This is a genomic window from Kastovskya adunca, from assembly GCF_059505785.1.
This window is the reverse complement of record NZ_JCACLG010000011.1, coordinates 44,706-63,192: the sequence shown is the minus strand read 5'-3', so window position 1 is coordinate 63,192 and position 18,487 is coordinate 44,706. Positions and strand designations below refer to the sequence as shown.

Below are 18,487 nucleotides of genomic sequence, written 5' to 3'. Positions count from 1 at the left end.
TGCATGTTGATAATTCAACGCTTTGCAGCATCGCAGGTTAGGACAGCGGGTGCTTAGTCATCAGTATAGAGACTGTTGCTGATAAGCGAAGTACACTGCTTCTAAAAATAAATTGGGGGTGACATCTTTCGGTACTTTTTCTAAGGCAATGATCGCTTTAACTTGATTAGCCAGTTGTCGGCTCAACTCCACTTTTGCCTCCAGGGTCATTGTCTGGCGTCGCTGCAAATACTCTCGAATCACCGCAAAGTCTTCTGGCAACAAACGAGACAAATCTGCCTCTATTTGTAACTGTTTTGCTAAGGCTTTTGCTTGGTCAGAAACTTGTAATTTTTCTGAATTAATAGACTGTTCTTCTTGAACAACAATAGTTCCTGCTAGCCAATCGCCTAAACGTTTCTCGCGTTTACTGAAGATAATAAAAAATACGCCAATAAATAAAAGCTCATCTACAGCACGCAGCAAAGCCCGGAGAGTAGATTGTTGTAATCCAATTAGTCTACCATCGTCACGAATAACACGGATTTTGGTGTAGCGTTTACCAGGGGTTTGACCTTGCCATATTGCTTCAAAAAAAACAAAGTACCCGGCATATATAAAAAAGGTAATTAACAGCCAACTGGCCAATAGCCAAAGTCCCAGGGTATTAGAGCTAACGCCTAAATTTTCTATAATATCTGACAGTTGATAAGAAATATAAACCCAAGCCGTTGTAAATCCAGTTAAGATTAAGCCTAAAACAATATAGTCAATTAACAGAGCATAAGCCCTGTTACCAATCCCGGCTAGGGTAAATTCCAGTTCAACGCTTTCTGGAGTTTGCAGCCTGACTCGATTGAAAAAGTGCATGGTAGTAAAGCAGAAACAACGGGGAGATTGCCTTTTTATTACACCAAAAACTAGTAGTTGACCAGTAGTGGCGATCGCATTTCCACTTCCATCACTGATCAAGTGTTGTTTCTGCTCCTACTTGGCGAACCGTACTACCTCGACTTGCGTAGTTTTAAATCCATACCTTCTTTACGATTGCGAAGGTCGTAGTAGACGATGGCTTTAATGGCTTGCCAAAAGGGAACCACAAGCGCACCACTAGCCAAACTCAATCCCAGAACTAGCACAAAATAGAGAAAGCCAAAAATGCCAGATTCAGTTGATAATACAGCCCCTAAGACAACCTGAACGATGGTAAGAAAAATTTGAATAGCAATCGATACGGGAAGGGTGAGCAAAAAGGCGACAAAGACTATCCACTGCAAGCGCGAGACATAACCTTTAGTTAACTGCCAACTGCGATTAATGGCTGACGTGGCACCTAGATCGTTCTCAATCGCTAGCGGCACCTCAACAAGAAACAAGCGGGAGATAAGCCGGATGAATCCTATAACAAAGGCAATGAACGCAACAACTCCCAAGAGAGCCAAAACAGGAAGCACTGTAGGATTCTGCCCCAAGATTGTACCTAGCAGTCCTGCCAGAATACCAAAAACGATAGAGAAACCCAACCATACCCCGATCAAGATCAAACATACTAAAAGTCCCGCCCCTAAAAAACTCCATAGCTTGCGCTCTACAGGGCGACGGGCTTCATTCACGGGTTCTGGACGGTCGGTGATTTCACCAAATACTAGACGCGAGATCAGCGCAGAGATTGCCGTAAATTTTGCCCAGCCATAAACTGGCACTAATATCCATAGATAAGCGATGAATGCTAAACGATAATACAACTTGAAGCGATCGCGATAAATCCGCAAAGCAGCACTGACAACATTGCCCACACTGAGCGGCCCCATGGATTGGGTAGAACTTAGGTTTCCAGACACGGCTAGACTTCTCCGTTTATAGAGAGAATAAAGTTTGCCGAGATCTTAGCCAGATTTAGTAGAATTTCCGGAAACTGTCATGAATGTTCAACGTTGGATTGCGCGGCGAGAACCAAACTGGCGAAGATTGGAGGCGCTTTTGCAGCAAGTGGAGAAAAAAGGGCTTAAATCCTTGCCAGCTTCAGAAATTAGGGAACTCGCGAGTCTTTATCGCTCAGTTTCCGCAGATTTAGCGCGGGCGCGGACAAATTCTCTGGGAAACACGCTGGTACAAGACTTGCAAAGACTGACATCGCGCAGCTACAGCCAGATCTATCAGGGTTCGCGCCGCACGGAATGGCAAGGAGCGGTGCAGTTTTATCGCTGGGGTTTTCCGGCGGTGGTGCAAGAAACCTTTGGCTACATCGCGCTGGCGACGGCGATTTTCGCACTGGGGGCGCTGGTGGCTTGGTGGTTCGCTTGGAGCGATCCGGTGTTTATGTCGCTGGTGGTTCCGGAAGATTTAATTGTGAAAGTGCGCGACAAGGGGGAATTGTGGATGGGATCGATTGTCGGGATTGAACCCCTCGCTTCTAGCAACATTACGATCAATAACTTGAAGGTATCTTTTGCAGCGATCGCGGGTGGAATAACAGCGGGGGCATATACTACATTTATCCTGGCTTACAACGGATTGCATATCGGCGCGATCGCCACTTTAGTTGGTCAAAATAACTTAGCCTACCCCTTCTGGGCGTTTGTCTTTCCTCACGGTTCTTTAGAATTGCCCGCTATCTTCTTAGCAGGTGGTGCAGGTTTACTAATTGGCAGAGCAATTTTATTTCCTGGTAAATATCGCCGTGCCGATGCGTTGAAACTCTACGGTTCCCAAGCCGCACAATTAGTTTTTGGCATTGTGCCGATGCTAATTATCGCAGGTACAATTGAGGGCTTTTTCTCACCGAGTCCAGTAGTTCCAGCTCCAATTAAGTATTTAGTTGGAATAGTATTATTTACGCTTTTAATAATATATTGCAGTTGTAAAGTACCCAGCCGAGCATAAATCAATAAATTAGAAAAATTCAAAGCAAATTCCGCGCCTTGAGTTGCAAATAACGCTCAACTAGTTGTTCGCTAATCTGATTGGCTGGTGCATCTAAAACTAAAACACCTTTTTGCTTAAGCTGGGCAAACGCCACTTGACGTTGAGCAAGTAAATCCAAAGCAACTGCACGAGTGTAAGTTGTTTCAACGGTTTCAGTGGGAGCGTGCGCCAATTTATCAACTTGCGGATCGCGTAGCGTTACGCAAAAGGGTAAGTAGCGAGGCGTCAGGCGTGCGAGTGCAGACAGCAGTTCCGACGAAGCGGTAATATCAACCAAGTCTGTAATCAGAACCACTAGCGATCGCCTAGTTTGCTGATTGACGAATTTGGTTACAGCACCTACATAGTCAGGTTCTAACAACACTGGCTGAATCGGAGTCAGACGTTCAATTAATTTCGAGAGTTGATGCTGTCCCCGTTCTGGAGGAATCCATGTGGTGACTTCTCGATCAAAAACGCCAACGCCTACTTTATCGCCGCGATTCAATCCCGCTAATGCTAGGGACAACGTGGCATTCAAACCCCAATCAAATCGTTTCAACCCCTGCACCTGTGCCGTCATCAAGCGACCTTGGTCGAGTAAGATAATCAGAGTTTGCTCCCGTTCGGGTTCTAACACCCGCACTAAAGGACGATTGCGTCGCGCCGTCGCTTTCCAATTAATTAGGCGCGTATCGTCACCAATGCTATAGTCCCGCAGTTCCGCAAATTCTGTACCCCCTCCTAAACGTCGGGCTTGGCGCATCGTACCCGTATTTTGCAGCGCCAGGCGAATCGAAAGTTCTCGCAACCCAATCAAATCTGGATAAACCGCCACCGTCTTACTAGCGGGGATTTTCCAATCATGCCATGCTAGACCCCACTGTCCGAGTTGTCGCACCTGAATGTCTCCCCACGGAAACTCACCGCGCTGATTGGGGTGGACGGTGTAAGTGAGTTCAGCGCTGCTATTTGGTTGCAGAGATGCCGTTAGTGTGGGTGAAGAAACCGCAAATTCCAACGGGTAGTAGTCGCGCAGGTGAAGTTTTGCAACTTGATTAGGCGATCGCACCGACAGCACAACTGGATTATCTCGCCCAATGGAAAGACGCTGTAAGGGAAGGCGCGTTACTTCCACCCGGTTAGCTTTTACCCGTCGTCCATCCCAGAATGCTAAAGCGAGAATTAAGCCATCAAATAGCAGCGTGGTCAGGATACTTACTTGAGTATTCCAGATCAGGGCAGTTATAGCAGCGATCGCCACCCCTAGCAGCAGCAGCAAATAAAGGCGAACGGTAGGAATCATTTGTTTAAGTCTCCTATATTATTCCCCCTCAGCACTCACCTGGGTACTGCTACTTGCTTAAGTAACGACGCAATCACCGCGTCAATCTGTAAATAATCGAACTGCGCTTCCGGTTTTAGGATCAAGCGGTGGCGTAAAAGCGGTAGTGCAATATCCTTCACATCATCCGGCGTCACATAATCGCGTCCTGCTAGCCAAGCTTGAGCTTTAGTGCTTTGTAGCCAAGCCACCGCCGAACGCGGCGAAGCACCTAAGGCGAGATCGGGATGCTGTCGCGTGCGCTGCACTAACGCCAACACGTAATCAATTACCTTGTCTTCCACCTTTACCGCCTGCACTGCTTTACGAGCGCTCAAAATCTGCTCTACCGTGGCTAAGGGTTTAATTCGCACTAAATCGAGCCGTTTAGGGCGAAATCCTGCCTGACTATTGAGCAACATTTGCTTTTCGGCGGCTGCATTGGGGTAATCCACCACCAGCTTGAACAAAAAGCGGTCTAACTGCGCCTCTGGTAGCGGGTAAGTTCCTTCAAATTCCAGGGAATTTTGCGTGGCGATCGCCCAAAATAATTCTGACAACGGCAATGTCTCGCCATCAAGCGTTACCTGCTGCTCCTCCATCGCTTCCAACAATGCGGCTTGAGTTTTGGGTGGCGTGCGGTTAATTTCGTCAGCGAGGAGAATTTCTGTAAAAACAGGGCCCTTTTTTAACGTAAAGCCACGGGTACCCATGTCAAAAATATTCGTCCCCAGGATATCCGAAGGCAAAATATCTGGGGTGAGTTGAACCCGTCGAAAATCAGCTTGAATCAACTGTGCCAGCACCTTCACCGTCAGAGTTTTTCCCGTTCCTGGTACGCCTTCAATAATCACATGTCCGCCACTCAATAGGGCGACTAGCAACTGTTGCACCAAGGAAGATTGACCGACAATAACTTTGCTAAGAGTTTGGCTCAGGCGGTTAAACAGCGTGTTATCTATATCAATTGCATCTTTCATCCTTGCTCCCTAACTACCCCTGTGGAGAACGCTGCACGAACAGCAACGGCTTTGCTGCGATCGCAAACGCCGAATATCTTTTCTTTCATCCTTCACTCTTTCTTCTAAAAGGATGACGATGGTGCTGCCATTTATCCAACCACCTTAGCAAGTCTGTATCGCTCAATCTTCGCTTTCGCCCCACTTGTAGTAGTTGTTTGAGTTCCGCACCCGAACGTCCAGTTTGCTGCACCCAAGCATCTACCAGGGTTTGCTCATCCAGTAATGTTTGACCTAATCCCAGTTGCGCTTGCAGTTGCAATTGTTCTTCTTTGCCTACGACTTCGACAACAAACTCAGTGCTGTTAGCTTTACGCAAGACACCTGCTAACGCCTCAATATACGCTTCACTATTGTTAACGGTTGGGGAAGTTAAGGTGAGAGGAGGGCCAAAGCGACGATTTTTTGACCAAATTAGCACCACAAGTAGGACTAATCCCTGCACCAGAACAGGAAATAGAGGCGTTCTTCCTAAATAATCCCAGATGCTGTCTACTCCGACCTCGCGCTTAATTGTTTCTCTATCTTTGTAGCCGTGACTGTATTCATCGACGAAGACAGGCGGCTGTTGTGTAGCAACGGGTGGGAGAAGTTTAGCGTTACCCGGTTGGCTTCCTTCGCCGTTGGCGGTGGGGCTATTTCCTAATCCGTTGATAGAGTTACCCGGTTGGCTTCCTTCGCCGTTGGCGGTGGGGCTATTTCCTAGTCCGTTGATAGAGTTACCCGGTTCGCCTCCTTCGCCGTTGGCGGGTTTATTTTGTACCCCGACAGGTAGCTGTTGCGTAACCAGTTGGGCGAGAAATTCATAGTTACCCGGTTCGTCTTGATAGGCGTTGGCGGCGAGATGAGGGGTGGTGGCGAAGATGACTCGTCCTTTTCCCATCGGTTCTTGCCAAACTGTTCCCCCGAAGCGATCGCCTAAAAGAATTGTCTCAACTTCTCTAGCTCGTCGCCTCGTCTCAATCTTCACTTTTCCCGATGCGCTATCTTGCTGACTGCTGAAAGTGGCGGCGGTAACGGGCTGTCTCACTCCCAAAACGATCAGGGTATTGCCCTTTTGTACCCAATCCCTTTCTGCATCACTAATTTCTTTTTTTGTCAAAGAACTGTTGACGCGCAACAGTGTCATCGGACGTTCGCTATCCTCCTGATCCGCCAAATCCTCAAAAGGTTTTCGCCAACGCTCAATAGAACCCTGCCGTTTTTCCATAAACGCATACCATGCTCCGTAGTCATGGGGAGCGCGTCCATAGGTAGAACCACTATTAAGGGAACCATTGTTAGGAGCAGCAAACAGGGTAATCAAAATTAGTGCCGCTACCATCGCTCCTAGTACCCATAACCGCCGCGATCGCACCTTCATAAAACCTCAATTTCCCGATACGCTTGCTGACACTGCTCGAAAACTGCACGAGAGGCTTCTCCTTTACCAAAAAATAACCGCTGATGGGTGTCAAGCAAAATTCGGTAAGGTTGCGGCTGCGGTAATTGCTGGATTAATCGCAGATATTCACCATCAGTGCGACTAAATTCGAGCGGGACAATTTCCCGGTCGTTTAACCGCTGTAGCATGGCAAAATAAAGACAGCGACAGGCTTCTTGGTAATTACCCGCTGATTGAAATTTTTGCGATCGCTGCAACCAATCAGCCACCGATAACTCACGTCCTGATGTTGTTGTTGCCTTCGTAGCTCGGTCAATCTGCGTTCCCAAGGAATGAATATAAGGACGCAATCGTTGCCAAATCTGCCAACCTGTCCAAACGATCAGTAATATAGCGATCGCCCAAAACACAATTTGGACAACCCGCCACAGCAGTGGGGAAGTCAGCCAATCCGGTAGCGAGGCTTCTGGCAGATTCGAGTTAAACCGGGAAACTTGCCACTCCCACCACTGGAGCACTCGCTGTTGCATCTGGGAGATCTGCCATCCCCAACTACTTTTTTCAAACGTACTCATAGCGATCGCCTCACCCCAACTGCTCGACAGTGTATTTCATGGCTTAAGAGCCTAAATATTCCGAGATGGCTTCAATTTTAAGCAACTGTCTCTCCGAATTTTGAAAGAAATTTCGAGCGTAAAATTTCTTCATTTTTCAGTTCTACTACCATCCCATCGTCGGGAGGATTTCGGAAGACAGAGCTTTTGTATTCTAAGTTACAACTTTGGAGAGGTGTAAAAGCAGGCTCAATAAAGATTCAATAAAGATCGAAAGGCCTTTAGGAGACATCAGGCTATGAATAGTACCGAAACTCCTCTCAGAAATGAAGTTAGAAACCTTGCTCAGGAAGCTTTCGCTCGAAACCTAATTTCTGGTTATGGGGACGGTCCCGATAATGATGAGTATCAGATTGTCTACAAGGGAAAACCGAGACATTTCTCTTTAGAACGCGCTCGGTTTTTGTTAAGTAACTTAATCTTAGTCGGCGATGCTACCTAAGTTTTCGCTCAACTCGATTTAGGCAATGTAGTTTAATAATTCTTTAAATAATTCTTGAGTCAAACCTTAAGCATAAATCGACCCTGGAAACGGGGTCTTTTTTAACGCTCACTCTTACATTTTAGGATGAGATAATTGGCGGTTGGGGAGAAGGTAGAGTTCTGAGTCGGTGAATCCTCAGTAAGGAAGAAAGTATGAATAGCATTATCGCTGCTCCCCATCTCCCTTGCTGCTACACGAGCATTACTAAGTATTCAAACTTAGTTTAAAAAAGTGCAACTTCTTATTGTATACAAAACCACCGTAATTTTCTGTATAGAAATCTACCAATTGGTGGGTTTAAGCAGCTAATTTATCAAACATTATTAAAGTATATTATTTAACTAAGAGCTGGGGGCAGTATGGCCTTGAGTGAATCCTGCGGACAATTGGTAATTATTGGTGGTGCGGAAGATAGAGACGGAGAATGTAAAATTCTGCGTGAATTTATTCGTCGTGCTGGAGGTTTAGAAGCACGAATTGTTGTAATGACTGTAGCAACAGAGCTGCCACGGGAAACGGGAGATGACTACATCAGAACCTTTGAACGGTTAGGCGTTGAAAACGTTCGGATTGTTGATACCGTTTATCGAGAAGATGCCGATGCCTCAAATTCTTTAGAAGCGATCGATAAAGCAAGTGGAGTGTTCTTTACAGGTGGTGATCAAGCTCGCATTACCAATATTCTGAAAGACACAGAGATTGACAAGCTACTCCATAAAAAGTTCTCCGAAGGACTAGTGATTGGTGGTACCAGTGCGGGAGCTGCCATGATGCCAGACATGATGATCGTTGAAGGAGACTCCGAAACTAATCCGCGAGTGGAAATCGTAGATATGGAACCGGGGATGAACTTCCTTCCCGGTATCGTCATCGATCAGCATTTCGCTCAACGGGGACGCATCGGACGTTTACTCGCCGCCGTCGCCCAGCAGCCAGCCACGTTGGCATTTGGCATCGATGAAAACACAGCCCTAGCTGTGAAAGGGAATGAGGCAGAAGTCGTTGGTGAAGGTGCCGTCACAGTAATCGATGTTGCAGACCTAACTTACAGCAATTTGCACAAAATTTTGCGAGATGAAGACTTGGCGCTTTGCAACGTTAAGCTGCACATTCTTCCCCACGGCTACCGCTTTGACTTAAAGTCTCGAAAACCAATTATTGAGGAGGAGATGCCTCAACCTACGGAGGAGCCAGTATTAGCAGGGTAAGTTATTAGTAAGATTGGGGCTTCATTAGTGCTGCTGGGCAAAAATCTTCTTGCTTGTTAGGAAGGAGCGCCAGGCAAAAGGCGAGGGGTTTTCTAAAGGGGGGCGAGAGTGAGAGCGAAACTCTCGTCCCTTAACTTACCCAGGACTCAGGAAAGATAATCAGTGAATGGAAAGCGGCTAACTGAGCGCTATGAACTCTTGCCGCGTGATATTCTGAAGTTTGCAACTTACTCCTAAGCGTCTAAGTACGCCGGAGATGGTTGTTTTTTTGTTTATTGCAGCATAACTATCTGCCATGTTCTCATCTCAAGACCCCCAGGAGAATGGGCAATCTGGTAACGAAAGCGTCACGCTCAACGATGCGGCTGGGCGATCGCTAGATTGTTACATTGAGCATTCCTTGGATATCGAAGATACGGAGTACTTACTTCTTTTACCAGTAGACTCTCCGGTTGAAATTGTTGCCTGGGACGATGAAGAATCCGAGGAAGCAATTTTACTCGAAGACGATGAAGAGATTGATGCGATCTTTGGCGATGCACAAGCGGTACTCGCCGAGCAAAATCTTACCCTTAAGCGCACGGCATTTACCCTCACGGTAGCGGGGGAACTACCTGCAGTTGAAGAGGAGGATATTCTCACAATCGAAATCGAGGAAGAGAATGCGGAACTAGAGCCAGAGCAACTACAACTCCTAGCAAGCTTTTACCACGAAGAGCAGGAATACGGCATTTACACTCCCCTCGATCCCTTGCTATTTTTTGCCAAGCGAAATTCATCCGGTAAACCGGAATTGCTATCCCCAGAAGAATTTAAAAAAGTACAGCCGTTACTGGAAGACCTGCTATTTGACGAACTAGAGTAGAAAGAGGCGCTTAGACGCTAAAAAGAGAGTTTTTCTTAGCCAGTCTAGCTCTCGCTAAATTCTTGATGATTGCACTTTTTGTGATGCGTGGTTGTTTATTAAATCAGGTATGACAGTCAGAAATATTTCTAAGTGGTCTTACTATTTGGCAATTTTGCCTGTAGTGGTGGGTATATGTGCTTGGCAGAGCTGGGCATGGTGGAGCTGGGCAAAAGCACCTGTTGCAGAAACACAAGCCAACTCAGCCGTTGAGCCAATTGTGCAAATCCAAATTCCCCCCGGAACACCAACACAGCAGATCGGTAAGGATTTGCAAGCATCTGGGGTAATACGTTCTGCCGAGGCTTGGAAGCTTTGGGCGTACTGGATGCAGCTTAGAGATAGGCAGGGAGGCTTCAAAGCTGGAACTTATAAGTTGTCGCTCAATCAGCCCTTACCTGCGATCGCCGACAAAATTTGGACTGGCGAAGTGACGCAACTAGCCTTCACAATTCCTGAAGGGTGGTCGCTGACTCAGATGGCGACCTACTTTGAATCCTTGGGATACTTCAGCGCCCAAGAATTTCTCAATGCAGCCAGTCAGATTCCTGAAGACAAGTACCCCTGGTTGCCCAAGGGGTTGCCCCACCTAGAAGGCTATTTGTATCCTGATACCTACCAACTGCCGAGCGATCGCGTGACGCCAGAACTCGTGATCACTCAGATGCTAAACCAATTTGAGCAGGTGGCACTGCCCTTATACCAACAAGGTCAAAATCAAACCAATCTTACCTTTCCCCAGTGGGTAACATTAGCAAGCATTGTGGAAAAAGAAGCCGTTATCCCCACGGAACGGAATACCATCGCTGGGGTTTTCTCATCCCGCTTGCGGCGCGGGATGAGACTGGAAACCGATCCTACCGTTGAGTACGGCTTGGGCATTCGCCAGACAGCCGACCAACCCCTGACTTATAACCAAGTTAGAACTCCCTCTGCCTACAATACCTACCTTAACCCTGGACTCCCACCGACTCCCATTGCTAGCCCCGGTTTAGCCAGCCTAAAAGCGACACTCTCCCCAGAAAATACCGATTACCTCTTTTTTGTCGCCCGCTACGACGGTACTCACGTCTTCAGCAAGACTCTAGAAGAACATGAAGCCGCCAGAAATGCCATCCGCCAGCAACGGCAAGCCCAGCCCAAGGCGTCTCCTTAGCAATGGGGGAGGAAGTATGAAGGGTGAAGTATGAAGTATGAAGGATGAAGTATGAAGGGTGAAGTATGAAGGGTGAAGGGTGAAAGAGGTTATTGGTTCTCTTCCTCTCCCCTGCTCTCCTGCTCTCCTGCTCCCCTGCTCCCCCGCACCCCCGCACCCCTGCTCCCCTGCTCCCCTGCTCCTCTGCTCCCGCGCTTCCCCTCAATCCCCACTCTCCAATCTCTACAATGGCAGTATTGACCATTGACTAAAAATTACTAATGTTTTCTCTAGACGACTTACAACCTGATTTAATTCTTGATGGGTCGATTTTAAATCTGACTCCTGAGCTGCTGAAAAAATATCAGCTTCGCGGTTTAATCCTTGATGTGGATGAAACCTTGGTGCCAATGCGTTCTAAGGAAGTGTCTGCGGAACTGGCACAGTGGGTGGAACAGATTAGACAAGTTGCCGATTTGTGGTTAGTCAGCAACAACTTGAGTGAATCCCGCATTAGCAGCATTGCTCGCGGTTTAGATCTGCCCTTTATTCTGGGCGCTCGTAAGCCTTCGCGGCGTAAGTTGCGCCAAGCCGCAGCAGCGATGAATCTGGAAATCGAGCATGTGGCAATGGTGGGCGATCGCCTTTTTACCGATGTCTTAGCTGGCAATCGGTTGGGAATGTTCACGATTCTCGTTGAGCCGATGGTCGATCCTAATGCCACCGTTGCCTCTCACCCCATCCGCGACTTTGAAGTCTGGCTGACTCAATCTTTGGGAGTGTCCATCCATGACAAGCAACACAACTAGAACAATTTTGACAATTCCTAAACCTGAAATCTAAAGAAAATATTATGAAAATCCTTACCTTTATAAAATGTTTGGCATTATAGGTATCGGTCAATTGGGGTCAGCCTATATAAAGACCCTAAACATAATAAAACCAGTTGTAATAATTCTTGAGAGCGCCAGTTCCTTCGCGTTGGGAGCATGGCGCTCTTTAACGACTTTATGAGCCAAACCATTGTTGTCAAAATTGGCACATCCAGTCTGACCCGCCCTGGAACGGGTCAACTCGCCCTATCGACCATTGCCGCCCTCGTAGAAACCCTGACTCAACTGCGTGTAGCAGGTCATCGGGTCGTACTCGTTTCTAGCGGTGCGGTGGGGATTGGCGCAGCGCGACTGGGCTTAACCTCACGCCCCCGCACCATGGCATTAAAGCAGGCAGTAGCCGCCGTCGGACAGGGACGCTTAATGCGAATTTATGATGACTTTTTTACCACCCTGCAACAACCCATCGCGCAAGTTCTCCTAACGCGTCGCGACTTTGTGCAACGCAGTTGCTACGTCAACGCCTACGCTACCTTCCAGGAACTGCTGCAACTGGGTGTCATCCCTGTGGTGAATGAAAACGACACCGTCGCCGTCGATGAACTGAAATTTGGTGATAACGATACCCTTTCAGCACTCGTTGCCAGCTTAATTGAAGCGGACTGGTTATTTCTACTCACCGATGTAGACCGACTGTATTCTGCTGACCCTCGCTTTCATCCCGATGCTCAGCCCATCACTCTGATTGACCGCATAGAGCAACTAGAAGAACTCCAGGTGAAAACTGGCGCTCAAGGTTCTCACTGGGGAACAGGCGGCATGGTGACCAAAATTGAGGCGGCTCGCATTGCCACCAGCACTGGGGTAAAAATGGTGATTACCGATGGACAACACCCATCGAATATTCCCAAGATTCTTCAAGGAGAACCCATCGGCACTCAGTTTGCCGCTCAACCGCGTACAGGAAATGCCCGTAAGCGCTGGATTGCTTACGGGCTAGTCCCTGCGGGGAAACTGTATCTCGATGAGGGAGCCGTCACTGCCATTTGTCAGGGAAGCAAGTCTTTGTTAGCGGCGGGAATTACAGCCGTTGAAGGGGAGTTTCAGAGTCAGGACGCCGTACAACTGTGCGATCGCAACGGGAGCGAAATTGCTAGAGGGCTAGTTAACTACAGCAGTAGCGAACTTCAGCGAATCCGGGGACACAAATCAGAAGAAATCGCCGCCATTCTCGGCTACGCCGGAGCAGATACGGTGATCCATCGCGACAATCTGGTGATTTAGTGGGGAGTGAATTGGCGATCGCTAATGGCTCGTCAAGCTCGCTCTTCGATCAACCGATACCCCCATTACCCCCAACCACTAATAGTGAAACACCTCTGGTGGAGCAATATCAGCTCCCGCCGTTGTGCCCGTTTTGGCATTTAGTCCGGGTTTGTTCGTAGAATCTGCACGGGAAACAGAAGACATAGTGGCTTGGGATGAATCAGCTGGCTCTGGGGTGACGGTTTCTCCCGGTTTTGATGGGTTTGTCATTAGGGCAAGTCCGCCAACCGCACCTGCCATCAAGGCGGCGTAGCCGAGATACAAGTGCATAGAACTCAGTTGAAATCCCGAGCCAGAGCTTGTTTCACCCCGATACCAGGAGGGGACTACAGACTTAACGGGATCGGGCGCGGGTAGGGAAGATGCGATCGCCTCTCCATCCAACTCTAGAGCATTGGCAAGGCGACGAATAAAACCACGAATATAAATATTTTCTGGCAACTCCTCTATAGAACCAGCTTCGAGTGCCTCAATGTGATGTATTGGCACCAATGTCAGACGGTGAAGCTGTTCCAAACCTAGCGAACGAGCTTGACGAGCCGCTTTGAGTTCTTGACCGATTTGGCGGAGACAGTCTGCTCGCTCTTGATCGGCAATTTGTGCCGCGAGTTGGGCTTTCGAGAGTTTCTTCGAGGGTTTCGTCTCACCAATCGCTCTGCTGATTAAACCCAGCACATTATTATTAGTAGTCTCAAGTGGGGAAATCTCTTCAACAGCCTCTGGACGGGAAACAGACTCAGTTTCGACCGGATTTTCTGTCATCAACTCCGGAGCCTCTATCTCCTCTTCTTGAGGGTCATCCACTTTTTGATCGGAAACAGGAACAACCTTGTATTGTTTGGCAAACTGCTGAAAACTTAACCGAACCGCTTCTCGCCCGACTGCCTTGACTAAAATTTGGGCAGTGCTAGATGCCTCCCCTAGCATTGTCTGCAACCCAGCCATCGTACGGCGGTAAACCTCGCTCCTCTGCAAGTCAGCTTCTATCTGATTTAGGATAGAGCGCAATCCTTCCTGAGTAATCTCGATTTTGGGGCCCTCAGCAGTCACACCATTACAAAATGCCGGGTGCATCACCATAACTTTTCTTCTCTCCCTCTTTCTCTTTAAATAAATCGATTAAACAAGTGCCACACAAAAAGATTGAGTAGCAAAAAGTGGCAATTAACTTACTCCAGCGATAAGAGTGTGAATTTACTATCCAATAATCTTTTCTACCAAGAACGAAATAGTCCGGATCGTTTTGCTAAGAGGTTCAGACGCTTCAAGAGTCGTTGCGATCGCCACTGGAAAGTGCTATTCCCTACGATGACGATTTATTAAGATTCCACCACACGGTAAACTCAGATGTTGCAGCTTTCATTGTTTTTCCCCAACCTACGGAGACTCACATCTTGGGAATAGAACTACGCAGTTACGTCCATCTCGACAGCTTGCAACCGCAGCACGCCGCTTACATGGGGACGGTAGCGCTAGGGTTTTTGCCCTTACCCGGAGATACGTCACTGTGGATTGAAATCTCCCCCGGTGTTGAAATTAACCGCATCACTGATGTTGCCCTGAAAGCCGCTGTTGTTCGTCCCGGAGTACAGGTTGTTGAACGACTTTATGGTCTTTTAGAAGTTCATTCCAGCCGCCAGGGAGAAACGCGGGCAGCCGGGATGGCGATTCTAGAGGCTCTCGGAGTTACCAAAGAAGAACGTCTTAAACCGCGGGTTGTTTCTAGCCAAATTATCCGTAATATCGATGCCCACCAAACCCAACTAATCAATCGTACCCGTCGGGGACAGTTGCTTCTGGCGGGGCAAGCGTTGTATGTCTTAGAAGTGCAACCCGCTGCCTACGCTGCCTTAGCCGCAAATGAAGCAGAAAAAGCGGCTTTGATTAATATTCTTCAGGTGCAGGCGGTTGGCAGCTTTGGACGCCTCTACTTGGGTGGAGCCGAACGGGACATCATCGCCGGATCGCAAGCGGCGCTGGCAGCGATGGAAGGCGTGTCTGGGAGAAAAAATCCTCCCCCCGATAGTAATGAGTAGAGTTCCGATGGGGAAAATGAAAGCTCTCTAACACCTACCAAATCCGTTGAACAAAATTGTTCTTTCTTCAGATCGATTCAGCAAGGGAAACCCGTGATGGCAAATACAGAGCATCTAGCGCTACTCCAGCAAGGTGCAGTTAGATGGATTGAATGGAGAACAAAAAACCCGACTGTTGAACCCGACTTAAGCGAAGCTGATCTCGCCGGGGCAAACCTCAGAGGAGCCAATCTCCAAGGGACGAATCTCAAAAAAACCGATCTAGAGAAGTCTAGACTAATTGCCGCCGACCTCAGCAACGCTAACCTCAGTAATGCCAACCTCCACGCCGCAGAGTTGGTTGATGCCAATCTCAGAGGCGCTGCATTAATCAATGCCAGGTTGATCGACGCTAACCTGCGAGGGGCTGACCTGAGGGATGCCAATTTTGTCGGTACTGACATGAGAGGAGTAAATCTCAGAGGTACTGACCTGAGCGAGGCAAATCTGATCGGAACTAACCTCCGAGGAGCGAACTTGAGAGACGCTGACCTCAGTGGAGCAAGGCTGACACGGACAAACTTGAACAATGCTAACCTGGTTGCCGCTCACCTCAACCACGCTCACCTTAATAGTGCCAACCTTCACGATGCGGAACTGATGGGAGCTTACCTGTACAAGGCTAACCTCCATAAGGCAAATATGAGCGAAGCTCACCTGAGTCGAGCCTATCTTTTTGGAGCCAACCTCAGCGAGGCTCACCTTTACAAGGCTGATTTCCGGTGGACGAACCTTTGCTCATCAAATCTCGCTGGGGCTGACTTGCGCGGGGCAAACTTCAGAGGGGCTAATCTGAGTAGAGCAAATTTCACGGGGGCTGACCTGAGAGGGGCGAGTTTTAGAGGTGCAAACTTCAGAGGCGCTAACTTGAGTGAGGCAAATCTCTACGAAGCTGAACTGAGTGAAGCAAATCTCTGCCAAGTAAACTTCCTAGGGACAATAATGCCTGATGGTAAGGTGCATCTTTGACGCCATAGGTCATGTCTGAGTTAGGAAGAGAGGGTGATACTCTTTCTCTAGCTGAACCCTGAGATAAGGATTAAATACCTTTTGCTCGACAGCCCAAAAACAATCGCCACCTCTACGTTTGTGTAGCAGGTGGCGATTGAAGTTTTAAGTGGAGCCTACGGGAATTGAACCCGTGTCCGAAATGGATATTGACCTAGCGCTCATTCACAGGTTTAGCCTATCTAATCCTCAAGGCGGGAACCATCCATTATCCCGGATGACAGGATGCTTTGGTGAAGGTCTTTACTCTTGAGCCGACCAAAGGCAGCTTTCAGAGTGCATCCGTTGGGGTTTGTCTGTAATCTTTAACGGAGTCAAACTACAGACGCTCGAACCTATAAGAGGTTTTTAGGCAGCTACAGGAGCTGATTTACGAGCAAAGGGAACGATGTTGTTCGCAGTTACGTTTTTTTTGAGTCCGGTATTTCCGAGAGAAGACTCACTCTCGACCTGTATCACGGGGCGGCGTTCACCATCCCGTCGAAACCTTTAAGGCCCCATGTGGTTGTTATGTTTTTATTATAGTCAATTGTTTGACTTGGCAGCTGTTAAAGAAAAGCTATATAAGTGGCGATCGCCCTACTTTTTTGGGGATACAACCGTACCTGAACGCTAAGGGCGGTAATTTTTTCAATTCTCAGTTGGGTAATTGTTGAGCAGGAGAGGCGATCGCTACGGAACATTGAAGCGATCGCCTCTACTCTGCCTGCATGGGAAGTGTTAGTCATCGTCACTCTTCTTTTCCTGACCCTTCGGTTTTTCAGGTTTTTCCTGATTACTTTTTTCTTTGTTCTGTTTTACCTCCCCTTGAATTTCCCCACCCTCTTGGGCTTGGGGAGCAGGAGGAGCCTCAACAGGCGCGGGTTCACTCACTGCGTCTGACGGGGGAGGCGTCTCTGGGGAAGGTGATGGCGGTGAAGGTGAAGGTGAAGGCGACGGCGACGGCGTTGTTTGTGGGACAGGGGAGGAGGATGGGGAAGCTTCCGGTGCAGGTACAGGTGCCTCAACAGACTCTGGTGAGGGTTGGGAGGTAGGAGCCTTCCTGGAAGTTGAGGGTTGGGAGGTGCGAGGCGGAGCAGTCCGGCGGCGCTGTGGTCTTTGCAGGCGAGGAACCTTAGGGGGAGATGGAGCTTCTTCGACGGGTTCTGGGCTGGGTGGGATGTCTTCGTTGCTGGGATATTCCGGTATCGGCTCGGCGGTAGGTGGTGAAGACTGATAAAACCCGCTTCCAAATGCTAAGGAAATCCCGGCGGCGATCGCGGCTAATCCACCGAACCAGAGTCCCCCCAGAAGAGTTTTATTGTGCTTGGGGATAGCTGGGGGAGTAGGGGATGGAGGAATCAAGGGAGTGGTTGCTCCGGTTTGAGGGCGTTGAAGTTCCTTGCTAGCACGACTATAAGGGAGATCTTGAGGGACAGGTAATAAGGAAAGCCACATCTCGACACTGCTAGGTCGGTAACGCGCCTCAACTGCCATCCCGCGCATCACCGCTTGATTTGTCGCCACACTCAACTCCGGTTGCAGATCGCGGGGAGCGGGCATGGGTTGGCGATCGCGTAATGTGGCACTCACAGGCACCCGTGCGGTTAACAACGCATACAGCGTTGCCGCTAACCCGTAGACATCGGAGGCTGGGGTGTAATGCCCTTGGCTTAAATACTGCTCAATCGGGGCATACCCCTCAGACACAATACTGGTATGAACTTGAGTTGTATCGGGGGTAAATTCCCGCGCAATCCCAAAATCAATCAGGACGACTTCATCGGTGTCTTGACGCAGAATAATGTTATCTGGCTTAATATCCCGATGCAGCAAACTGTTGCTATGCACCACCTTCAAGGCTTCCCCAATCTGCCGGATATAGTGAATTGCTTTTTCCTCGCTCAGGGGTTTACCAGAGGCGACAACACTCTGCAATGTTTGACCTGCAACATAGTCCATCACCAAATAGGGCCACCCCGCTTCGATAAAGAAGTCGCTGATGCGGACAATGTTGGGGTGAATGCACAGCGCTAAACGCCGAGCTTCATCTTGAAACTGGCGTTGGAAGCGGGAAAAGTCAGGATGCAGATGCATGGACTCATTGAGAGTTTTAATCACCAATGATTGATGCAGGTAGTGATGAGTTGCTTTGAACGTTACACCAAAGCCACCACGTCCTAATTCCTGTTCGAGAGTGTATTTGCTTCCCTGTAAAGTTTTGCCGATGATGGTATTCATAAATTGTCAGGCTTGCGATTTCAAACGTTTGATTTTAGACTAGGCTATTGTGCCAGTCGCCAGCCCATAG

At 48.5% G+C, this 18,487-nt stretch carries 18 protein-coding genes and 1 other RNA gene; 9 read left to right on the top strand and 10 right to left on the bottom strand.

Annotated features, from left to right (window positions below):
* Positions 1-60: 60 nt before the first annotated feature.
* Positions 61-849, bottom strand: coding sequence for an RDD family protein (locus AC5JR3_RS03540; RefSeq protein ID WP_495843094.1), 789 nt, complete (start codon positions 847-849; stop codon positions 61-63).
* A 134-nt stretch (positions 850-983) separates the two neighbouring features.
* The gene (locus tag AC5JR3_RS03535; protein ID WP_495843092.1) at positions 984-1,820 is read right to left on the bottom strand and encodes a DUF975 domain-containing protein; all 837 of its coding nucleotides are present in this window, start codon (positions 1,818-1,820) and stop codon (positions 984-986) included.
* A 79-nt stretch (positions 1,821-1,899) separates the two neighbouring features.
* On the opposite strand from AC5JR3_RS03535, the gene AC5JR3_RS03530 reads away from it, so the two are divergent.
* Entirely contained in the window at positions 1,900-2,862 is a 963-nt protein-coding gene (locus tag AC5JR3_RS03530) for a stage II sporulation protein M (RefSeq protein WP_495843090.1), read from the top strand.
* Positions 2,863-2,881: 19 nt separating this feature from the next.
* Here the strand turns inward: AC5JR3_RS03530 and AC5JR3_RS03525 are convergent, their stop codons facing one another.
* The 4 genes from AC5JR3_RS03525 to AC5JR3_RS03510 form a co-directional block, all read right to left on the bottom strand.
* The gene (locus AC5JR3_RS03525) at positions 2,882-4,189 is read right to left on the bottom strand and encodes a DUF58 domain-containing protein (RefSeq protein ID WP_495843088.1); all 1,308 of its coding nucleotides are present in this window, start codon (positions 4,187-4,189) and stop codon (positions 2,882-2,884) included.
* 35 nt (positions 4,190-4,224) lie between these two features.
* Positions 4,225-5,187, bottom strand: a complete 963-nt coding sequence (locus AC5JR3_RS03520) for an AAA family ATPase (protein WP_495843086.1) — start codon at positions 5,185-5,187, stop codon at positions 4,225-4,227.
* Positions 5,188-5,272: 85 nt separating this feature from the next.
* Positions 5,273-6,589, bottom strand: coding sequence for a DUF4350 domain-containing protein (locus AC5JR3_RS03515; protein WP_495843084.1), 1,317 nt, complete (start codon positions 6,587-6,589; stop codon positions 5,273-5,275).
* Positions 6,586-7,185 (bottom strand): DUF4129 domain-containing protein, encoded by a 600-nt coding sequence (locus AC5JR3_RS03510; protein ID WP_495843082.1) that lies wholly within the window; start codon positions 7,183-7,185, stop codon positions 6,586-6,588. The genes AC5JR3_RS03515 and AC5JR3_RS03510 overlap by 4 nt, the downstream gene beginning before the upstream one ends.
* A 277-nt stretch (positions 7,186-7,462) precedes the next feature.
* Here AC5JR3_RS03510 and AC5JR3_RS03505 point away from each other — a divergent pair, with 277 nt between their 5' ends.
* The 6 genes from AC5JR3_RS03505 to proB all read left to right on the top strand — a co-directional run bounded on the left by AC5JR3_RS03505 (position 7,463) and on the right by proB (position 13,072).
* Positions 7,463-7,666, top strand: coding sequence for a hypothetical protein (locus tag AC5JR3_RS03505; RefSeq protein WP_495843080.1), 204 nt, complete (start codon positions 7,463-7,465; stop codon positions 7,664-7,666).
* A 401-nt stretch (positions 7,667-8,067) separates the two neighbouring features.
* The gene (locus tag AC5JR3_RS03500) at positions 8,068-8,916 is read left to right on the top strand and encodes a cyanophycinase (RefSeq protein ID WP_495843077.1); all 849 of its coding nucleotides are present in this window, start codon (positions 8,068-8,070) and stop codon (positions 8,914-8,916) included.
* Positions 8,917-9,211: 295 nt separating this feature from the next.
* A complete protein-coding gene (locus AC5JR3_RS03495) occupies positions 9,212-9,781 on the top strand; it encodes a DUF3727 domain-containing protein (RefSeq protein ID WP_495843075.1) in 570 nt (189 codons plus the stop codon).
* 109 nt (positions 9,782-9,890) lie between these two features.
* Positions 9,891-10,976 (top strand): endolytic transglycosylase MltG, encoded by a 1,086-nt coding sequence (gene mltG / locus AC5JR3_RS03490; RefSeq protein ID WP_495843073.1) that lies wholly within the window; start codon positions 9,891-9,893, stop codon positions 10,974-10,976.
* A gap of 260 nt (positions 10,977-11,236) precedes the next feature.
* Complete coding sequence (locus AC5JR3_RS03485) at positions 11,237-11,764, top strand: YqeG family HAD IIIA-type phosphatase (protein WP_495843071.1); 528 nt, start codon at positions 11,237-11,239, stop codon at positions 11,762-11,764.
* 201 nt (positions 11,765-11,965) lie between these two features.
* Positions 11,966-13,072 (top strand): glutamate 5-kinase, encoded by a 1,107-nt coding sequence (gene proB, locus AC5JR3_RS03480; RefSeq protein ID WP_495843161.1) that lies wholly within the window; start codon positions 11,966-11,968, stop codon positions 13,070-13,072.
* Positions 13,073-13,150: 78 nt separating this feature from the next.
* On the opposite strand, the gene AC5JR3_RS03475 is transcribed toward proB, so the two are convergent.
* Positions 13,151-14,194 (bottom strand): helix-turn-helix domain-containing protein, encoded by a 1,044-nt coding sequence (locus AC5JR3_RS03475; RefSeq protein WP_495843069.1) that lies wholly within the window; start codon positions 14,192-14,194, stop codon positions 13,151-13,153.
* 314 nt (positions 14,195-14,508) lie between these two features.
* Here AC5JR3_RS03475 and ccmP point away from each other — a divergent pair, with 314 nt between their 5' ends.
* On the top strand, positions 14,509-15,150 hold the full coding sequence (gene ccmP, locus AC5JR3_RS03470) for a beta-carboxysome protein CcmP (protein ID WP_495843159.1): 642 nt from the start codon (positions 14,509-14,511) through the stop codon (positions 15,148-15,150).
* 96 nt (positions 15,151-15,246) lie between these two features.
* Positions 15,247-16,158: a pentapeptide repeat-containing protein gene (locus AC5JR3_RS03465; protein WP_495843068.1), complete on the top strand. Its 912-nt coding sequence runs from the start codon at positions 15,247-15,249 to the stop codon at positions 16,156-16,158.
* A 146-nt stretch (positions 16,159-16,304) separates the two neighbouring features.
* Here the strand turns inward: AC5JR3_RS03465 and ssrA are convergent.
* The 3 genes from ssrA to AC5JR3_RS03450 all read right to left on the bottom strand — a co-directional run bounded on the left by ssrA (position 16,305) and on the right by AC5JR3_RS03450 (position 18,417).
* Positions 16,305-16,696, bottom strand: a transfer-messenger RNA (tmRNA) gene (gene ssrA / locus AC5JR3_RS03460).
* 49 nt (positions 16,697-16,745) lie between these two features.
* Positions 16,746-16,925 (bottom strand): hypothetical protein, encoded by a 180-nt coding sequence (locus tag AC5JR3_RS03455; RefSeq protein ID WP_495843066.1) that lies wholly within the window; start codon positions 16,923-16,925, stop codon positions 16,746-16,748.
* A complete protein-coding gene (locus tag AC5JR3_RS03450; protein WP_495843065.1) occupies positions 16,918-18,417 on the bottom strand; it encodes a serine/threonine protein kinase in 1,500 nt (499 codons plus the stop codon). The genes AC5JR3_RS03455 and AC5JR3_RS03450 overlap by 8 nt, the downstream gene beginning before the upstream one ends.
* Positions 18,418-18,487: the final 70 nt, after the last annotated feature.